At 67.8% G+C, this 18543-nt stretch carries 16 protein-coding genes; 8 read left to right on the top strand and 8 right to left on the bottom strand.

All coding sequences use genetic code 11. The features are described 5' to 3' along the window. Positions 1–40: 40 nt before the first annotated feature. Positions 41–841, bottom strand: a complete 801-nt coding sequence (locus LZ199_RS35330; RefSeq protein ID WP_253998180.1) for an NAD(P)H-dependent oxidoreductase — start codon at positions 839–841, stop codon at positions 41–43. Further along, positions 838–1866, bottom strand: a complete 1029-nt coding sequence (locus LZ199_RS35325; protein ID WP_253998179.1) for a zinc-dependent alcohol dehydrogenase family protein — start codon at positions 1864–1866, stop codon at positions 838–840. The genes LZ199_RS35330 and LZ199_RS35325 overlap by 4 nt, the downstream gene beginning before the upstream one ends. Positions 1867–1940: 74 nt before the next feature. Here LZ199_RS35325 and LZ199_RS35320 point away from each other — a divergent pair, with 74 nt between their 5' ends. The 3 genes from LZ199_RS35320 to LZ199_RS35310 all read left to right on the top strand — a co-directional run bounded on the left by LZ199_RS35320 (position 1941) and on the right by LZ199_RS35310 (position 3384). After that, the gene (locus LZ199_RS35320; protein ID WP_141640352.1) at positions 1941–2285 is read left to right on the top strand and encodes a winged helix-turn-helix transcriptional regulator; all 345 of its coding nucleotides are present in this window, start codon (positions 1941–1943) and stop codon (positions 2283–2285) included. 95 nt (positions 2286–2380) lie between these two features. After that, positions 2381–2848, top strand: coding sequence for a DUF4150 domain-containing protein (locus LZ199_RS35315; RefSeq protein ID WP_253998178.1), 468 nt, complete (start codon positions 2381–2383; stop codon positions 2846–2848). Positions 2849–2865: 17 nt separating this feature from the next. After that, positions 2866–3384, top strand: a complete 519-nt coding sequence (locus tag LZ199_RS35310) for a DUF6484 domain-containing protein (protein ID WP_253998177.1) — start codon at positions 2866–2868, stop codon at positions 3382–3384. Between the two features lie 9 nt (positions 3385–3393). Here the strand turns inward: LZ199_RS35310 and LZ199_RS35305 are convergent, their stop codons facing one another. From LZ199_RS35305 to LZ199_RS35290, 4 genes are read right to left on the bottom strand one after another with little or no spacing between them, the layout of a single operon-like run. Continuing rightward, positions 3394–4158, bottom strand: a complete 765-nt coding sequence (locus LZ199_RS35305; RefSeq protein ID WP_253998176.1) for a hypothetical protein — start codon at positions 4156–4158, stop codon at positions 3394–3396. A 9-nt stretch (positions 4159–4167) separates the two neighbouring features. Beyond that, entirely contained in the window at positions 4168–4758 is a 591-nt protein-coding gene (locus LZ199_RS35300; protein WP_253998175.1) for an imm11 family protein, read from the bottom strand. A 17-nt stretch (positions 4759–4775) separates the two neighbouring features. Beyond that, positions 4776–5681, bottom strand: a complete 906-nt coding sequence (locus LZ199_RS35295; RefSeq protein ID WP_253998174.1) for an AHH domain-containing protein — start codon at positions 5679–5681, stop codon at positions 4776–4778. Between the two features lie 32 nt (positions 5682–5713). Then, complete coding sequence (locus LZ199_RS35290) at positions 5714–8128, bottom strand: TIGR02270 family protein (protein WP_253998173.1); 2415 nt, start codon at positions 8126–8128, stop codon at positions 5714–5716. Between the two features lie 185 nt (positions 8129–8313). Here LZ199_RS35290 and LZ199_RS35285 point away from each other — a divergent pair, with 185 nt between their 5' ends. Next, positions 8314–9936: a Na+/H+ antiporter gene (locus tag LZ199_RS35285; RefSeq protein WP_253998172.1), complete on the top strand. Its 1623-nt coding sequence runs from the start codon at positions 8314–8316 to the stop codon at positions 9934–9936. A 30-nt stretch (positions 9937–9966) separates the two neighbouring features. On the opposite strand, the gene LZ199_RS35280 is transcribed toward LZ199_RS35285, so the two are convergent. Continuing rightward, positions 9967–11523, bottom strand: a complete 1557-nt coding sequence (locus tag LZ199_RS35280) for a hypothetical protein (RefSeq protein ID WP_253998171.1) — start codon at positions 11521–11523, stop codon at positions 9967–9969. A gap of 322 nt (positions 11524–11845) precedes the next feature. Here LZ199_RS35280 and LZ199_RS35275 point away from each other — a divergent pair, with 322 nt between their 5' ends. Then, positions 11846–13261 (top strand): M1 family aminopeptidase, encoded by a 1416-nt coding sequence (locus tag LZ199_RS35275; RefSeq protein ID WP_253998170.1) that lies wholly within the window; start codon positions 11846–11848, stop codon positions 13259–13261. Between the two features lie 131 nt (positions 13262–13392). After that, positions 13393–15906: a spermine/spermidine synthase domain-containing protein gene (locus tag LZ199_RS35270; protein ID WP_253998169.1), complete on the top strand. Its 2514-nt coding sequence runs from the start codon at positions 13393–13395 to the stop codon at positions 15904–15906. Positions 15907–15947: 41 nt separating this feature from the next. Here LZ199_RS35270 and LZ199_RS35265 read toward each other — a convergent pair whose 3' ends face one another. Further along, a complete protein-coding gene (locus LZ199_RS35265; RefSeq protein WP_253998168.1) occupies positions 15948–16655 on the bottom strand; it encodes a phytanoyl-CoA dioxygenase family protein in 708 nt (235 codons plus the stop codon). A gap of 275 nt (positions 16656–16930) precedes the next feature. Between LZ199_RS35265 and LZ199_RS35260 the strand changes: the two genes are divergently transcribed. After that, positions 16931–18067, top strand: a complete 1137-nt coding sequence (locus tag LZ199_RS35260) for a hypothetical protein (protein WP_253998167.1) — start codon at positions 16931–16933, stop codon at positions 18065–18067. Positions 18068–18164: 97 nt separating this feature from the next. Continuing rightward, a complete protein-coding gene (locus tag LZ199_RS35255; protein ID WP_253998166.1) occupies positions 18165–18413 on the top strand; it encodes a hypothetical protein in 249 nt (82 codons plus the stop codon). Positions 18414–18543 lie beyond the last annotated feature (130 nt).

The following is an 18543-nucleotide window of genomic DNA, read 5'->3' as shown; positions in this document are numbered from 1 at the left end:
GAGTCTCCACCGGGCTGCTGTTCACACTTGGCCACCCCGCTCAGCCGCGCGAGGCCAGTTCGTCCGGCGCGTGCACGTGGATGCGCGTACCCGAGGCTCCCTGGCCGAGGCCGGGCTTCAGCACCTGCTGGCCATCGTAGTGCCCTCCGTTCTGCCTCCGGAACGCGATGGGCGCGTCGGTGAACAAGCCGTCCAGTCGCGCCTTGAAGGCCTCCGCGATGGGATGCCACTCCTCGGCTTTCAGGCGGTCGACCTGATACGCGGTGAAGGGCGGCAGCACCTCCATGCCGGGATAGAAGAGCACCCCGTGCTGGATGGGGAAGAGGAGGTCGTCCACGGCTCCGTTGACGCCGCGCTCGGAGTAGTGCGGCGCGCGTCCGCCCATGGTGACGGACAGCATGGCGCGGCGGCCCGCCAGCGTGCCCTCGCCATAGCGGTCTCCCCAGCGCTCGCCTTCATGCACCCCCACGCCATAGGCGAAGCCGGCGGCGAAGACGCGGTCGACCCAGCCCTTCAGGATGGCGGGCATCGAGAACCACCACAGCGGAAACTGGAAGAGGACGGCCTGGGCCCAGAGCAGCTTCTCCTGCTCGGCCGCGATGTCCGGGCTCTGCGAGCCGTCAGCGAAGGCGCCCTTCGATGCCAGTCGGTACGTCAGCTTCTCTCCCGCCTGATGGTGGAGGAAGTCACCGCCATCGGCCGTCGCCTTCCAGTCCATGGCGTAGAGGTCGGAGACGCGCACCGAATGGCCCCGCGCGGTGAGGTGGCTCACGGCCAGGTCCTTCAACGCGCCATTGAGCGACCGCGGCTCCGGATGGGCATAGACAATCAGGACGTTCATGGGGTGGCCCTGGTGGTGGTGGTCACGACGACCTTGCCCAGGTGCTGTCCACTCGCGAGGTGCTCCCAGGCAGCGCGCGCCTCGTCGAAGGGGAACACGCGGTCGATGACGGGCCGGATGCCGGTGCGCTCCAGCGCTGCGACGAAGCGCTCGAACATCGACACCGAGCCCACGTAGACGCCGTGCACCGTCTGCCGCCGGTGGAAGACCGAGTGCAGGTTCACCTCGCCGCGCCCACCGGTGAGCACGCCGAGCATGCTCATGGAGCCGCCGTAGCGCAGCGCCAGCGAGGACTGGTCGAAGGTGGCCTGGCCTCCGACGTCCACCACGAGGTCCACGCCGCGCCCGCCGGTGATCGCCTTCGCGCGCTCGCCCCACTTCGTGTCGGCCCGGTAGTCGATGACCTCCTCGGCGCCGAGCTCCCGCAGCCGCACCGCCTTGTCGGCGCTGCTCGACGTCATCAGCACCCGCGCGCCCGTGGCCTTCGCCAACTGCAGCGCGAACACCGAGACGCCGCCCGAGCCCTGGAGCAGCACCGTCTCACCCGGCCTGAGCGAGGTCACCTCGAACAGCGCCTGCCACGCCGTCAGCCCGGCACACGGGAGCGTCGCCGCCTCCTCGAACGAGTACCCCGCCGGCATCCGCACCCAGCTGTGCTCGGGCAGCACCACCTCCTCGCGGAGCATGCCATCCGCCCCGGAGCCGCCGAGCGCGCTGGCGTGGTGTGCGTCACTCAGCTCGCCGTCCACCCAGTGGGGGAAGAAGCTGGCCATCACCCGGTCGCCTGCCTTCCAGCGGGTGACGCCCGAGCCGACTTCGATGACCTCTCCCGCGCCATCGGAGACGGGCACGCGCGGTGATTTGAGGCTCTTCTCCGCGCCCTTCGCGATGAGCACGTCGCGATAGTTGAGCGACACCGCGCCCACGCGCACCTTTACGTCACGCTCGCCCACGCTCGGCGAGGGACGCTCGGCCTTCGTGAGTGAATCGAGCCCCGGCCTCGGCTGCAGTTCCCATGTCTTCATGGTGCAGACGTACGATTCAGGTTATTTCTTCGCAAGTACGCACAAGTTTGATGAGTACGAACAAAAAGGGAACCATGGCTCGGAAACGTGACGACGACTCGAAGACGAACTGCGCCGTGGAAGCGTCCCTTGGCGTCATCGGCGGACGGTGGAAGGGCGTGGTGCTGTACTGGTTGCTCAAGGGCACGCACCGCTTCGGGGAGCTGCGCAAGCGGTTGCCGAACTGCAGCCAGCGCATGCTCACGTTGCAGTTGCGCGAGCTCGAAGAGGACGGGCTGGTGAAGCGCACCGTCTACGCCGAGGTGCCGCCGCGCGTGGAGTACGAGCTGACCGCCTTTGGCCGCTCCCTGGAGCCGGTGCTGATGGGCCTGCGGGAGTGGGGGGAGAAGTACAAGCGCCGGCTGCAGCGTGCGGCATGAGGGCGCCGTGAGGCGGACGGGGCGGGCTGACTTCCGTATGACAATGGGAGTCTGTACGAGAATAGGTGAGGTGGCGGGGCGCTATGATGGGGGGCATGGGGAAGAACTTCGTGGGCGTGAACAAGCTGTCCATCGTCAACGCCGACTCTGGAGGGACGACCATCGCGTTCCCCGATGTGTGCAAGACGCCCAGCCCAGCGGGTCCTGTCCCCCTCCCGTATCCAAACATTGCCCGTTCGGCGGACACCGCGAAGGGCTCGAAGGAGGTCACCGTGGAGGGCAAGCCCCTCTGCCTGAAGGACTCGAACTTCTCCACCAGCACCGGCGATGAGGCCGGCAGTGCGGGCGGAGTGGCCTCAGGGAAGACAAAGGGCAAGGCCGAGTTCGTCAGCTATTCCTTCGATGTCTCTATCGAGGGAAAGAACGTGCCGCGTGCCTTTGACCTCATGCTTCACAATGACAAGAACACCCCGCCGTTCCCCGTGCTCCAGCCACCCGTCATCGCCATGGACGAACAGGATGGGAAGCTCAAGTGTCCCTGTTGCGGAGACCCTCGGTCCTGACGGAGCACATTCTCCCTATGGCGAAGGACTCTCCCAGACACACCGCGCCCTCCCAGACCGAGGAGGAGGAACGCCCCATCCACGGGATGCGTATCGGCTGGGTGGCGGGCATGGACCCGGACGGCTCGGTCCGGGTCGACTTCGTGGGCAACCGGCACGGGCCGCTGCTGGCTCGCACCACCGTCCCGCTCGAACCTGAGCAGTGGCGTGAGACCGTGCGCGAGCGCAGAGAGGTAACGCTCTTCTTCGACGACGGCAGGCCCTCACGCCCCGTCTTGACGGGACTGCTCCTGCCCATGCCTCCCACGCCCCTGCTCGACGCGGTGCTGGCACAGCAACTCCCCGAGTCGCCCCGGGAGGCTCAGGTCGACGGCCGGCGTGTCCTGCTGGAGGGACGCGACGAGGTGGTCCTGCGGTGTGGCAAGGCCACCCTCATCCTCCGCTCTGACGGTAGGGTCATCCTCCGTGGGGTGGAGGTGCTCACCGAGGCGGAAGGCGTCCACCGCATCCGTGGCGGGAAGGTGAAGATCAACTGACGCGGGTTGCTAGAGGTCCAGCTCCTCGGGAAACGGCTCGGAGGAGGGTTGGAAGGCCTCCGCGGGCATGAAGGGCAGGCGCGACCTCGCGGGGATGTCCCACAGGCCGGCGAGTCGGACCAACGCGAGGCCTTCCACGAAGATGGAGGCCTCCGTCATCGCGAAGTACGCATCGAGCGAGTCCTGGCGCCGGTCGGCCTCGATGTCCTCCTCCCACTCCCGGGTGAGCACCTTCAGCGCCTTCCAGAAAGCGTCGGCGTCCTGGTGCATGAGCGCGGTCAGGGCATCGAAGCGGGCGGAGGGCTGCTCCAAGCAGCGCTCGAAGGCGGCCAGCCGGACCTCATCCGGTTGCCGCTCCAGCAGCGGTCCGGAGAGCAGGTCGAAGTAGCGGAAATCCTCCTCGGGTTCCATCCTCCGTGCCCAGGGAGTGTCCAGCTTCGCGGCAATGGCGTGGGCCAGCGGCAGTTGGTTGAGCGCCAGCGCATCCAGCAGGGGCTGTGCCCGGGACTTACAGAGATAGTACGTGTCCAGTCGGGGATGGGCGGCGCGCTGGTCCAGCAGCCAGTCGTAGCGGCGGGCACTCTCGAAGAGCGAGTGCTGGAAGCCATCCACGTCCAGGTCGATGAGCAGCAGGCCGCAGCCGAGCTGTCGGGTGCGTGCGCAGATGTCCAGCACCGTGGCCGCGTCCGGGCCGTCCTCGCGCAGCCGCTCCAGGCCGTCCTGGATTTCCTCCTCGAGATTCCCCAGCGTGATGTCCAACTCGAGCATGCCCATGGGAGGCTCCTAGGGAAGGGGCTCGCCCATGGCGGCGACGCTGATTCCGTCGCAGCCGGCGGCCCTCAGTTTCTCCAGCAGGTCGGAGCGGATGAGGATGCGGTTCTTCAGCTCGTCGAGCCGGAAGAACAGGGCGTCTTTCGGCACCTTGTCCTCCAGCACGTACAACTTGCTGAGGCTGGTGCTCACCACCTTCCGCTTGGTCGGGTAGAGGTCGTACTCGGAGCGGTCCCAGTCGAAGCAGTCGAAGCACTGGAGGGCGTTGGCGATGAAATAGGGCTCGGGGACCTTCTTGCGCTTGCGGTCCTTGAGGGTGAAGGGCAGGAACTCCACCTGCTCGGGTCCCAGTCCCGCCTGCTCCATGATGCCCCTGGCCTTCTCGGAGATGAGCACCACCTTGTGGATGTTGTCGATGAAGTCGGTGACCATGTCGCCGCCCTTCTTCGACAGCGTGAGGTCCAGCTTGGGCGGGTATTTATCTCCCAGCGCGACGCCCTCGTTCAGCATCCAGTAATCGTCGAAGGTGTCATCGAGATTCTCGATGACGCCCACGCGGGCGTCATTGTTGATGACGAAGATGGAGTACTCATGACGTGCCATGTCCTGACCTTGTTCGCTCACGAGGGCTGGACCCGGCCGATCTGCCTTCCTGTCGGCATGGTCTTGATCTGCTGGAGAATCTTCTTGGAGACGGCGTCGAGCTCGACCGCCACTTCCTCCGTATCCTCGCAGGCCTTCGTCTTCATGGCCTTGTCGAGATTCCGCTTCACGTCCTTCAGCATGTCCTTCATGGACCTGGAATAGGCGGAGTGCTTCTTCTGACCCCAAGGACAGTGCGCCGGCAGCTCGACAATCTTCGAGACGGAGGTCTCCTGCGGTAGCAGGACGATGTTGTTCGGACCGTTGATGTTCCACTTCGAGGCACAGAGGATTTCGACCCGGCGCCTGGTCTTGTCGTCGTTGCCGCAGACGAAATCCAGGAGCGCGCCCTGCGGAACCAGGTGGTGGTAGTTGTGGTGGTATGGGTACCATGCTCCGTAACCCTCGGCGGGCCCGTTCTTCACCTTGAAGGTAGGCTGTGGCCCCTGCATGTATTTCCTGGGGACGTGTCCGACCGGGAGCGTGTAGCCGTAGTGCCATCCGTCCTTGTCGAGGCTCAGCCACTTGATGGACCCGCCGAAGCGGCCCTCGAAGCGCTTGCGGAAGGCCTCCCGCCCCTCGCTCGTCTTCCGGGCGGTCCGCGCCTTGGCCCGCACCTCTCGCGAAATCTTGGAGGTGAGCTTGAGGTCACCGCGCCTGCGATTGTCGCCCGAGACATCCAGGACGTAGCCCAGCGCCACGGCATTCTTGCGGTGGTCCTTGTTGTACATGTCCTGGCGGCCGGCGCTCACCTTGTAGCCGTTCATGGCGTAGTGGCAGGCGGTCTTTCCATATCCACCCGAATGGCGCCAGATGCAGCCGGTCGTGTCGTCCTGATGGTACTGCTCCTTGAGGTTCCAGGAGACGTGCTTCTTCTTTCCCATCGTGACCTCCCGCATGCCTCGCCCGAGGACGCTCAGGCCCGGGAGAGCCGCGCGGCCGCGAACTCTCCAGAGTCTGAGCTGGACCAGACGAGGGCTTGGTCTCCGTGAGCATACCCTCTCACGAACCCCTGGAGCGCGGCGCACACCGAGATGAGCCCACTGGCCGCTCCGGTGTCGCCCAGGCACTCGGCGGGGACGTGGAGGTAGGCCTGTTCCAGCGAGTGTGTCTCCCGGAGCATCGATTGCGCGAAGCCCCACTCCAGGGCACGCGAGTGTTCGCCATTGACGTCGCCGTAGATGTCTCCCACTGGCGGAGCACCCGCGGGCCAGGCCAGACGGATGGTCTGGGCCAGAACGCGTCCGGACTCCGCGCCCTGGCGGGCCTCCCCTGGTGCCCGCCCCGTGCCCATCGCGGCCAGCGTGCCCAGTACGGACGCCTCGCGCCGCCTCGCCTCGGTGCTGGTTTCCAGCAGCATGGCGGCGGCCGCCTCGCCCGGCATCAGTCCCATGGGGTGCTCCGGTGTCTTCAGCCGTCGCCGGCTGGCGAGCCACTGGAGGGTGTCTTCCTCCACCAGGCTGTCGATGCCCAGCACCAGGACCCGTTGGAAACGACGCTCCTGGAGGAACTGGGAGGCCTGCTGGAGGGCGAGCAGACCCGAGGCATGACCCGCTTGAATCACCGAGACGTTCTGGACGGGGAGCGCCAGCCCGGCATGTCGCAGCAACCGCGAAGGGAGCTGCTCGGCGATGAACTCGTCCTGAAAGTCGAAGTCGTCCCGTCGGGTGGAGGACAGGCAGAGCAGCAGCGCTGTCTGTTGGAAGGAGGCGGTGGTGCCTCCAGAAAGCTCCGCCGGACGCAGCACGTCCTCCAGTGCCAGTGCCCCCAGCTTGATGAGTCGGGCCAGGCCGGGGAACCCGTCCACCAGCCCTCGCAGAGGGTGGCCCGTGGCCACGGCCGTGCCGGGCTCGTCCAGTTGGAGGACCTGGAAGGGGAGGGGCCGGGGCCGGACGATGCGCGCGCGGAGCGAGGCACAGGATTCGACTGCGCCATGGCCGATGGCACTCACCATTCCCATCCCCGTGAGGACAAGCGCGCCATCTGTCCGTGCGCGGGCCGCGGGGCGGGCCGCCGGCTGGGGGCGTGGTGCGGAGGGCGGTGGTGCCCAGCCTTGCATCAACTCGCGGAACCGACCGGCAGGCACCCGCCCGAGGGCGCCACGCAGCCGTTCCAACTCCCGCAGTTGACGGGCCGCGAGGAGCCCGGTGTCGAACTGGCACCGTCCCCCCGTGCGAATCGCCAGCTCCAATGCCAGCACGGGCCGGCGGCGCATGGGTGCCTGCTTCAGGAACTCGAGGAGCCGCTCGGGACTCCAAGGGCTGCCGCCCATGTATCGCTCGGTGGACTTGAAGCGGGAGCGTGCCTCCGTCCACCATGCCTCGATGCGGCCGGCGTCGGGAAAGGGCAGGTCTCCCTCCGGACTCTCGGCCTCCGCGTCCTCGACGGGAGGCAGGACGAACCCGGGCTCCAGCGGCAGGCCGGTGATGGCCGCGAAGGCCTCCGCGGCCACGGGTGCTGTCGCCTCGTCTCGAAGCCAGGGCCGCAGCGCCTCGATTGCCGCCAGTCTTCCACTGAAGCCGAGCGCCCAGAGGGCATCGCGCCGGGTCTCGTGGGCTTCGAGCCCCCGCAGCAGTGGCTCGAGGTCCTGTCCGGAAGCCCCCAGTGCCCAGGCCACGGCCACGGGCTTCCATGATTCCGTGGGGTGTTTGATGGCCTGCTCGTACTCATGCCACGCCTCTGGCAGCCCGAGTATCAATCCGGTCTCCAGGGCTGCGCCGCGCACCGCGAAGTCTCCTGCGTGGAGCGCCTGACGCAGGGATGCTTGCTGAAGCAGGTTGGGAAAGTGGCGGGCCGCGCGCAGGGCGGCGCATGCCAGGTCCGAGTCCTCGCCCGCCACGAGCGGGTCCAGTCTGCCGGGAGGCGGGTGCCGCCGGGCCACGAGGACCTCCAGGAGTGCGGCCCGAACGGAAGAGCCGGAGCGGTCGAACATGTCGAGCAGGTGAGGTTCCAGGCCCGCACGGGAGGTGAGTCGGAGCGCTTCTCGGAGCCCCTCTCGCTGGTGTGGCTCCCCTTCTTGTACGACGCCCAGGACGGCTTCGCTCCAGTCCTCCTCCATCCCGAGCAGCGCAAGCCCTGCCGCGAAAGACTCCTCCCGGCTGTCCGCGGAGAGTCGGGGAAGAAGCAGGCCTCGGGCAACCCGTGGGCCGCCCAACGCCAGCGCATCCACGTGCGCCAGCATCCGCTCCTCCGGGCCGTCCGCGACCTCCTGGGGCGTGAAGAGGGGGGAAGAGAGGCTTTCCTCCCACCGCTTGAACAGGAAGGCGGCCTCGTCCAGGTGTTCCTCCGCGATGTCCCAGTGGAGCGGAGGCGGAGTTGTAGGGCGTGACATGGCGAATGGGATGCTAACCGTTAGCGGACACGCCCGTCCGAGAGCGTCTTGCAATTCTTCATCATGAGAGGGAATACCCTCCGACCATCGACGAGTACCGGACGCATCCGTGAGCGCCGCTTGTGTGCCCGCGCGCTGGCAGCGCAAGGTGGGGGCCCGGAAAGGTTCTCGGCGCTTCGTTCCACATGCACGTCTTCGAAATCATCATCGCGATGCTGCTCGCGGGGGCGGGCCTCACGGTGCTGTCCCGCCGCATCGGGACTCCCTACCCGGCGATGGTGGCACTCGCCGGGGCGGGTCTGGCGCTCGTCCCCGGTACGCCGACGCTCGACCTGGACCCCGAGCTGGCGCTCACGCTCTTCGTCGCCCCCGTGCTGCTGGATGCCGCGTTCGATGCGTCTCCTCGCGACCTCCGGGCCAACTGGCGCGCCGTCACGGGGCTCGCCATCGGAGCGGTCGGGCTCACCGTCCTCGTGGTCTCGGTGGTGGCGCGCCTGCTGGTGCCGGACATGTCCTGGGCCGTCGCCATCGCGCTCGGAGCCATTGTCGCGCCTCCCGACGCGGCGGCCGCGACGGCGGTGCTCAAGCAGCTCCGCCCGCCGCATCAGCTCCTCGTCATCCTGGAGGGAGAGAGCCTCTTCAACGACGCGAGCGCGCTGCTAATCTATCGCCTCGCCGTCGGGGCCGCGCTCGCGGGGACGCTGTCACCGGCCAGCGCCGTTCCATTGCTGCTGGTCGTCACGGTGGGCAGCGTGGCGCTCGGGTTCGTGTTGTCGCATGTGGTCCTCCGGGTGAACGCGCGCATTCAGGACGTCGCCACGGCGGTGGTCGTCCAGTTCTGCGGGACGTTCGCCGTCTGGATGCTCGCGGAGCGGCTCCACCTCTCCGGCATCCTCACCGTCGTCGTCTTCGCGATGTTCCTGGCCCGGCGCGCCGCGGATGTCGTCCCGGCGCGCGTCCGCCTCCCTTCCTACGCGGTCTGGGACTTCGCGGTGTATGCGCTGAACGTGCTCGCCTTCATCCTGGTGGGCTTCCAGTTGAAGGAGATTCTCCTTCGCCTCGATTCGCCCACGTTGCTCAAGTACCTGGGGGTCGCGGCGGCCGTGTGCGTCGCGGCGATGGTCGCGCGCATCGTCTGGGTCTCGACCGCCGCGGCGCTGGGCCGCTGGCTGCGCCGTCCGACCTTGAAGGGCGCGCCTGGGCGGAGTGACGGAGTCAGCCTGTCGAGGCGCTCAGCGGCGGTCGTCGGGTGGTGCGGCATGCGAGGGATTGTGACGCTCGCGGCGGCGCTGGCGCTGCCTTCAGGCGGGGCGGACGGGCCAGCGTTTCCTCACCGAGACCTGGTCTTGTTCACGGCGTTCTTCGTCGTGCTCGCGACGCTCGTCGTGCAGGGGATGACGCTGCGTCCGCTCATCAACCTGCTCCACCTCGAGGATGACGGCTCGGTGGAGCGTGAGGTCCAGCTCGCCCGTGCCGAGACGTTGCGTGCCGCGCTGGACGCCACGTCCGTGCAGCCCGGCGAGGAGCTGTCGAGCCTGCTGCGCAGGCGCTACGAGGTCCTGCTCCGGCGCGCCGAGGCGGACCTCACCCGTGGCGACACCCCGCCACCTGGGAGCGCCTCGGGTGACGGTCGTTCGTCGGATGCCGAAGCGGATATCGTCCGCAGGGTCACCTCGGCCGAACGGCAGCGGCTCCTCGCGCTGCGGGCGGACGGCACCATCGGAGATTCGGCCTTCCAGCGCATCGAGCAGGAGCTCGACCTGGAGGAGCTGGAGCTGCAGCAGCTCACCGGCATGCAACCGCGGTGAGACAGGCCGAGCAGGGCCCGGGCCTCCGCCTCAGTAGTTCCAGGCGGTGCAGTCGGTCGTCGTGCGCGTGACGAACTCGGCCAGCGTGCGCAGGTTCCGGACGAACGTGCTCGTGTCGAGATAGTCACCCGGTGTGGAGCCACTTCGCGGGCCGCTCGGGCTGTAGGTCGTGAGCCACTTCTCGTTGTTCACCGTCGCGTCGACGGCCTGCGCCGTGTCGGCGCGGAGCTGCTGGCACGTGCGCTTCATCACCGTCGTGTCGCTCGCCAGCCGGTTGTACTCCGCGCGGAGGGCGGCGAGCTGGGAGGGGGTTTCCCAGCCGTAGTTCTGGTAGGTCGGCGGGGCCTGGGAGAACCGGACCGGATAGCCGCCGGGCTTCACCGTGAAGAAGCCGAGGTTGGCGGGAGCGGTGTCGTCCAGTTCGATATAGCGGTGGATGAGCGTGTCATTCGCGTGGTCCACGGTCTCCAGATAGGCGAGCGCGGTGCCGACGGCGTCGCGGTTCGCCGGCACGCTCGGGTCCAGCTGGTAGAGGCGAAGCAGTGCCCACATGACGTCCTGGCTCTCCTGTCCGGCGATGGCCGGGACCTCCCAGTTGCGCGCCCAGCGCGGCTGCATCTGGATGTCATATTGCTGTGCCCAGGCGGGCTGGGGCTGCGGCAGCTGCGCCCGGCGAAGGAAGCCTCCGAACGCGGTGCGCATGGCCTGATAGGTCGTGGCTCGCGCGGGATAGATGTCCTGGGCCCAGTTCAGCATCTCCACGAAGGCCGTCGCGAGGTTGTCGTTCAGCGTCGGGTCATCCCAGTACTCGTGGGTGTAGCTATTCGCGTAGCAGTGGGCCAGGCCACACGAAGTCCCGATGGAGGGGGGATAGCTGGCCGTCAGCGCCGGCCGCGCGGCGACAGGACCCGCGAAGCCCTGGGGAAAGCCGCCATGCGTCGGGAACTGCGAGGTCTCCATCCGCGCGCGGGCATAGGACGAAGACTCGGAGATGGCCGTGTTCGCGAACCCGAGGAGCAGGTCCGCGCGCATCATCGCGATGAGCGCGTTCTGGGTGGTCTGGTCGTCGTAGGTCGTCGTCGTGCAGCCACCGCAGCCGCAGTTCGCAGTGGTGTGGCGGTAGCACGCCGTCAGCGTCGGAGTCGCCTTGAAGTCCGCGTAGAGCCGCCAGCCTCCCGACTTGACCTGTCCATGGCGCAGCGCCATCGCCGCGTCCGTCGCATAGGTCTTGAGTGCCGGGGTGGCCGGGTCGGCGAGGGCGGCTTCGACGAACGCGACGACCACGTCCGACGTGCCGGGCGACTGAATCATGATCTGCTCGTCGTCGAGCCGGATGTCGCCCCAGCGCTCGCTCAGGTCATTGGCATTGTGATGCCACGCATACCCGCCGTGGCGCGCCACCTGGTCGTGGAAATACTTCGCCGCGTTCCGCATCCGGCCGAGCGCCTTCGCTCGGAGCGGAGTCGAGGCCGCCTGGGCCGCCTCGCCCGGCAGGGTCGCTTCATCGTCCTGCTCAGAGGCCAGCGGTGCGCAGGCGAACGTCGAGAGGAGCGGGAGGAGGAGCACGAGCGCGGAGGGTCTTCTCATGCGCGCCACGCTAGCGGATCAACTGTTGAGCGGCGAGGTGCTGGGGAGGGCTGGCACCGGGAGCGATGGACGTGTCTCGGTATGGGCCATCCGCCGGAGCGGCAGGACGAGCGACCTGGGCCTGGAGTTGGAGCCCTCCGGGGCGCCGAGTCCGAGTGCTGCCATGTTCAAACTCTCTTGGGACGGGAACTGTGCTCGACTCTCCTACTCGTCGTAAGGCAGGCCCGTCCCGGGTCTGTCACCGGGCGGTGGGTGGATGTCACACGGGTTGGCGCTCATGACGTGGCTGGATGAGAGGCGGAAGATGCAGGGAGGTCACATCATGAAGCGTGTCATCACGAGGACCGCGGTCCTCCTGCTCGTGGGCAGCCTGGGCGCCTGTCGATGCGGGGAGCCTTCGGTCGAGGCCGGGCTGCGGGAAGCCCAGGTCTGTTCGACGCCAGGGGAGGGTGGGGCCCTGTCTCCCTGTCCCCAGCTCTGCGACATGGTGGCGCGGCTGCCCTCGCCACCGCCCGCGGAGGGGCTGGCGCGTGACATCGTCTCGACGGCGCTGGACGTGAAGCTTGGTGCGCTGCGCGGCACGGCGACGCTCCAGGTGGGCGAGTCGAAGGCGCCGGGGTTGTCGCTGAGGGTGGGCTCGCTCCACATCAACGGCGTGCGGGGACGCTGTGGCGACCTGAAGTACACCGTGAAGGACGGGCGGCTCGACATCGGCGTGCCGGAGTGGGCGACCACCGTCATCGTCGACTACACGTTCGCCGCGACAGCGAAGACGGATGGGTACCGGCACACCGGGACGACCTATACGTGGCCGGCCTTCTGCGAGAACCTGTTCCCCTGCCACCCTTCACCGGACGACGGCACGAAGTTCTCGCTGCGGCTCGGAGACCTGCCGGAAGGGCAGGTGGCGGTGTACCCGAAGCAGGTCGCGGGCGACGTGCCGGCGTACATGCTGGGATGGGCCGTGGGGGCCTACACGGAGCGGCCCCTGGGCGTCACGCGCGCGGGGACGCAGGTGTCCGTCTGGTATCTGCCGGGCGAGGAGGAGGCCGCGCTGGCGGGCACGCTCCACCTGCGCGACGCGATGGACTTCTTCGAGACCCGCTATGGAAAGTATGTCTTTGGCGACAAGGCGGGCTCGGTGTCGGCGAACTGGGGGCCCCAGGGGAAGGGTGGCATGGAGCACCATCCGTTCTGGCACGTGGCCTCGCAGTCGATGGGGGACCGCCTGGTGCATCACCACGAAGCGGCGCATGGCTGGTATGGGAATGGCGTGCGCATCCAGTGCTGGGAGGACTTCGTGCTCTCCGAGGGGACGACGGACTACCTCACGGCCCGCGCGGTGGGCGCCACCGAGGGCGAGGCCGCGGAGGCGAAGCTGTGGGAATCGCGGCGCAAGGACCTGGAGAAGCTGGTGGCCAGGCGCGACACGGTGGTCCTGCCGGACGCCACGTGCAATGCGATTGAGATGAGCACGCACCCGCTCGCCTCTCCACTGCCCTATCTGAAGGGAAGCCTCTTCTTCCACGAGCTGGAGAAGCAGGTGGGCAGAGCCGCCCTGGATGGAGTGCTGGCGCGCTTCTACCGGCTCCATGTGGGCAAGGCGGCGCGCATGCAGCAGCTGCTCGACTTCGTGAAGTCGGAGACGGGTCATGACCCCGGGCCGCTCGCGCAGGCGTGGCTGCGAGGGCTGGGCATCCCCGGCGCTCGTCCCCTGACGTCGGGACAGACGCCGTGAGGGCGAAGGGCCGCCGGTCGGGCATTCTCCACCCACCCGGCAGGCTGTCTTTCCCTTCCTGATGTGCTGGGGAGAAGTCCCGCTTCTCCCCTATGCTCCAGGTCCCCTCCGGGAAAGGACCTGTCGTTACCATGCAAGAGCGTTTGGCGGGCACGTCGATGCGGGCCATGAGCCTGGGATTCGGTCTGGTCGCGGCCAGCATGTTGACGGCCCAGGTGGTGCTCTCGCGCCTGTTCGCGGGGACGATGACCTACTACTACGCCTTCATGCTCATCTCCCTGGCGATGCTGGGGTTGGCCTCGGGTGGGCTCCTGGCGCAGCTGGCCCAGCGCTTCTTCACGCCCGAGCGGATGCTGCGCCATGTGACGGTGCTGAGCCTGCTGGCGGGCATCTCCGGCTTCGTGGGCGTCCTGGGGATTCTCGCCCTGCTGCCCCACGTGAAGTTCGGCGGCGCCTTCCGCGTCTACGCGCAGGAGTTCTGGACCCTGGCGGCCATCTTCTGGTGCGCCTTCCCCTTGTTCCTCTTCGGCGGGCTCGTCGTCTCGCTCGTCCTGTCGCACAACCGTGAGCGGTTCCACCGGCTCTACGCGGTCGACCTGGTGTTCGCCGCGCTGGGGTGCATCGTCGCGGTCTTCCTCCTGGATGTGAGCACGCCCGTGGAGGTCATGCTCGGCACGGTCGTCATCCTGCCGATGGTGGCGGCCGTCCTGTTCGCGCTGGCCGGCGGACTGCGCACCACCGCGCTCGTGTCGCTGGGGCTCACCCTGGCCTTCGTGGTGCTCGGGACGTTCCTTACGCAGGTCCCCGCCATCGCCAGGCCGCCGCACGTGAGCTGGCTGGGGGCGCCCACGGTGGTCTCCGAGTGGAACTCCATCTCCTCCGTTCGGGTGCACCCCACCAACTTCTTCACCTGGTCGCTGAGCGGGAACTACACCGGACGGAAGTTCCGGATGATGGACCTGCTCATCGACGGCCTCGGGGGGACCCAGATTGTCGAGTTCAATGGCAACCCCGAGTCGCTCGCCGCCTACACCTATCTCGACCACGACCTGACCGCGCTTGCGCACAAGCTGGTCCCCGCGGAGGGACGGCAGCTCATCATCGGTCCGGGCGGTGGCGTGGACGTCCTCCAGGCCGTGCGCAAGGGCCGCAAGGACATCACCGCGGTGGAGATCAACCCGCTGGTGGCGCGGGTGGTGAATGAGGACCTCGCGGCCTTCTCCGGCCGGCCCTACTACCTCCCCGGGGTCGACCTGCACATCGAGAACGGGCGGACGTTCGTCAAGCGCTCCCGGGAGCTGTGGGACCTCATCACGCTCACCTGGGTGGATACTGGAGGGAGCGCGACGGCGTTGGCGTTCAGCGAGAACTACCTCTACACGGTCGAGGCCTATCAGGATTACTTCCGGCACCTGACGCCGAATGGCTACATGGGCTTCCTGCGCGCGCTGGGCTCCAGCGAGGTGGTGCGCATCGACTCGATGCGGGGCCTCACCGTGGCGCGCGAGGCGCTCGAGAAGCTGGGCATCCAGGATGTGGGCAAGCACATGCTGGTCGCGGCCGTGGCGAGCCCCCACTTCTCCCGCCCCATGTGCTTCGTGTTGGTGAAGCGCTCGCCCATCACCGCGGCGGATGTGGCGACCACGCGAGCGCATCTCGATGCGATGGGGTTCCAGGCGCTCTGGATGCCGGACGGCTCGCTCGACGTGGCCTCCATCCCCAAGCCCTTCACGGGCTGGGGACGGTTGATTCACGACATCATCACCACCCCGGACCCGGCGCGGTTGTGGGCGGAGGGTCCGCTGGACATCGCCCCCGCCACCGACAACAACCCGTTCTATTTCGTGGAGCGCGCGGGTCCCTCGCGGGCGGCTGGCATCGGTGTGGTGGAGTTGCGGCGCCTTGTCTTCATCCTGCTGGCGCTGGTGGTGCCCTTCCTGGTGCTGCCGCTCTTCCAGTTGGCCCGGCAGACCGGGAGGCTGGGCACGTCGGGCTGGGCCTCGCTCGCCTACTTCTCGCTGTTGGGCGTGGCCTTCATGCTCGTGGAGATGGAGTTCTTCCACGTCTTCGCGATGGTGCTGGGCAGCCCCACCATCACCTTCGCCACGGTGCTGGCCAGCATGCTGGTGGCCAGCGGGGTGGGGAGCCTGCTCGCGCAGCGGCTCGCCCGTGCGCGGCCGGTCATCACGGCGGGGCTGTTCCTCGCGCTCGTCGCGGGGCTGGGGGCGTTCCTGTCCTTCAAGGGCCCGGTGTTGGAGGGCGTGGTGGGGCTGCCGCTCTCCACGCGCATCCTCGTCACGGCGGTGCTCATCGCGCCGCTGTCGTTCCTGATGGGGATGCCCATGGCCCTGGGCATGACGCTCATCAGCGGCCGGAGGGATTTGGTGCAGTGGGGGTGGGCGCTCAATGGCGCGTTCTCCGTGCTGGCCAGTGCCGCGGCCATCTTCGTGGCCATCCACTTCGGAACGGCCGTCACCTTCGGCCTGGGCACCGCCTGCTATGTGGGCGCGGGCGTCCTGGTCTGGGTGATGCGTCGGACGCAGGTCCCCGAGGCCGAGGACAAGTCGCCGCCGCTCGATGGCGAGGGCGTGGGGCATCCTCCCGTGCAGGACGTGGCCATGCCCGTGGCCCAGTCCCAGTCATAGCGGGGCCCGCGAGCGCCTCGTCGTCGAGTCTCCCCGCCGGGTCAAACCCTCCAGCGCCATTCGAGGCCGCCGGGCAGCGCGGCGGCGGCGAACTCGAGGTGAAGGACGCGTCGGTGGCCCGGCTTCACGGCGGGCGAGGAGGCGTGAAGCAGCAGCGGATGGAACGCGAGCACGTCGCCGCGCCGCGCGAGGCAGGTCATGGCGGGGATGCGCGACTTCCTGTCCTCGATGTCCGCCTCGCTGAGTCGCCCTTGGAGGTGGGTGCCGGGCAGGACGCGCACGGGCCCGTTTTCCTCGCCGCAGTCATCGAGGTGGATTCGCAGGGCGAGCATGCGGGTGAGCAGGGTGTCCGGCGCGAGGGCGTGGGTGACGCCCTCCTTGTGGGTCCAGGGCCCGAAGCCCGGCGTCTCACGCCGCTCGCGCAAGGCAATGGTGAGGTCCTGGTGCCAGCGCACCTTCCAGTTGGCGTCGGGCGTCTTGTCGAAGAGCAGGGCCCGCGCCACGAAGCAGTCCTCGCCAAGCACCATCTGCGCGAGCGAGCGGACCCCCGCGCCTTCGGACGCGGCGGAGATGACGGCCGGTACATCGAGGACGTTGCGTTGGCCTCCTCGCCTGTGGGTGGGCTCGTCGCCGCTCGACGGGGGAAAGGCACGCTCCAGCATCACCAGAAGTTCCGGCGATGCGGCCTGGGGCATGAGCGCGACGCCGTCGTGTCGCAGGCTCTCGGTGAAGGTCTTTCGCCGGTCCATGAGGTCAGCCAGCCATACCTCCGCAACGCTGTCCAGGGACGCGCGGCGACGCTACAGCTCCGGGAACCTCGCCTTGCACAGGGCCCGGGTCTCCGCGATTTCCCGTGCGAGTTCGTGCTGGTTCCGCATGAGGCCTTCTCTCCTTCCGTGCGCGCAGCCAGCTCCCAGGATGGCACGCTGGCACCAGGCGGTTCACCAGGTGTGGCTCCTCGGCATGGGCCCGAGTCCAGGCCTCGCGCAAGGCTGATGTACACTGCCGCCCTCCTGGAGGCTGGATGCATCCGAAAAGACTTCACCGGTTCCCCTCGACCAAGGTGTTCTCGCTGGCCGTGGGTTTCGCGCTCGCCTGCTCCGTGGGTTGCTCGGGCGATGACGCGTCAGACGTGGACGTGCCCAACCCGTTGACCAACCCCAAGGACGGCCCACCCGCTGGCAATCCGAACGCGGAGGCCACGTGCGGCGTGCCCGCCGAGGCAGGCCTCGCCAACGTCTCCAATCCCACCACCGTCGTCGGGACGGGAACACCGGCGAGCTGCACCAGCGCGGCCTTCATCGACGCCGTGGCCCGGGGCGGAGTCATCACCTTCGACTGTGGACCGGAGCCGGTGACGATTACGCTCGACAGGACGGCGAAGGTCTTCAACGACAAGGGACCGGACATCGTCATCGACGGCAAGGGGCTGGTGACGCTCAGCGGAGCGGGCAGGCACCGCATCCTGTACATGAACACCTGCGACCAGAAGCAGGTGTGGACGACCTCCCACTGCGACAACCAGGACCATCCCCGGTTGACGCTCCAGAACCTCACGTTCGTGGATGCCAGCTCCAAGACGGAGTCGGAGTTCGACGGAGGTGGCGCGGTCTGGGTGCGCGGCGGGCGGGTGAAGGTCATCAACTCCCGCTTCTTCAACAACGCGTGTGCCGATGTGGGGCCCGACGTGGGTGGCGGCGCGCTTCGAGTGTTCAGCCAGTACAACAACCTGCCCGTCTTCGTGGTGAACACGACCTTCGGTGGCAAGGAGGGCTACGGCGGGGTCTGCTCCAACGGGGGCGGCATCAGCAGCATCGGCGTGTCGTGGACCCTCATCAACAGCCTCTTCTCCCACAACCGGGCCATCGGAAACGGCGCGAACCCCGCCGGTCCAGGCACTCCAGGCGGAGGCAGCGGTGGCGCCATCTACAACGACGGCAACACGATGACGCTGTCACTCTGCGGCACGCGCATCGAGCACAACGAAGTCAACGCCCACGGCAGCGCCATCTTCTTCGTCAGCAATGACCATTCGGGCAACATCCGCATCGACCGCTCGGTCATCCAGAACAACCGGGGTGGCTCCTGGTACGTGACGTATCCGCAGATTTCCAATCACACGGACACACCCATCACGGTGACGAACTCCACGATTGAATGACAGACCTACAGCTGCTCCCCGCCGCCATGCCTGTCATGGCGTCCGAAATCTGTCTATCCTGGCAAGGCAGCACGGGCCTTGGAGCCAGGAGAAGCGCATGCGAGTGGCAATCATTGCCGGACTGATGGCGGTGGGACTGATGGCGGGCTGTGGTGGCGCGGAAGGAGGAGAGGAACTCGTCAGCCAGGAAGACCCGGGGCAGGTCGAGCAGGGCGTGACGCGCGCGGAGTGCATCAACACCTGTGATTCGTGGTGGTACCAGTGCCTCTACGGCGGTGGCGGCACCCCGAGGTACACCTGTGACAGCAACAGGGCGTACTGCATCTCCCAGTGTCCCCCGGCCTAGGGACAATGCTGATCAGTTAGGTAGCCCTTGCATGGGGCTACCAAGCTGGTTGAGGGTGTGGCGATCTCGCTCTTGGAGATCGCTACATGGGGCTGGCTCAGGCCGTCCAGGGCGCCGCGTTGGTGGCTCC

Origin of the sequence: Myxococcus qinghaiensis, from assembly GCF_024198215.1 — a bacterium.
Taxonomy (GTDB): Bacteria; Myxococcota; Myxococcia; order Myxococcales; family Myxococcaceae; genus Myxococcus; species Myxococcus qinghaiensis.
This window is presented reverse-complemented; position numbering and strand designations above follow the sequence as displayed.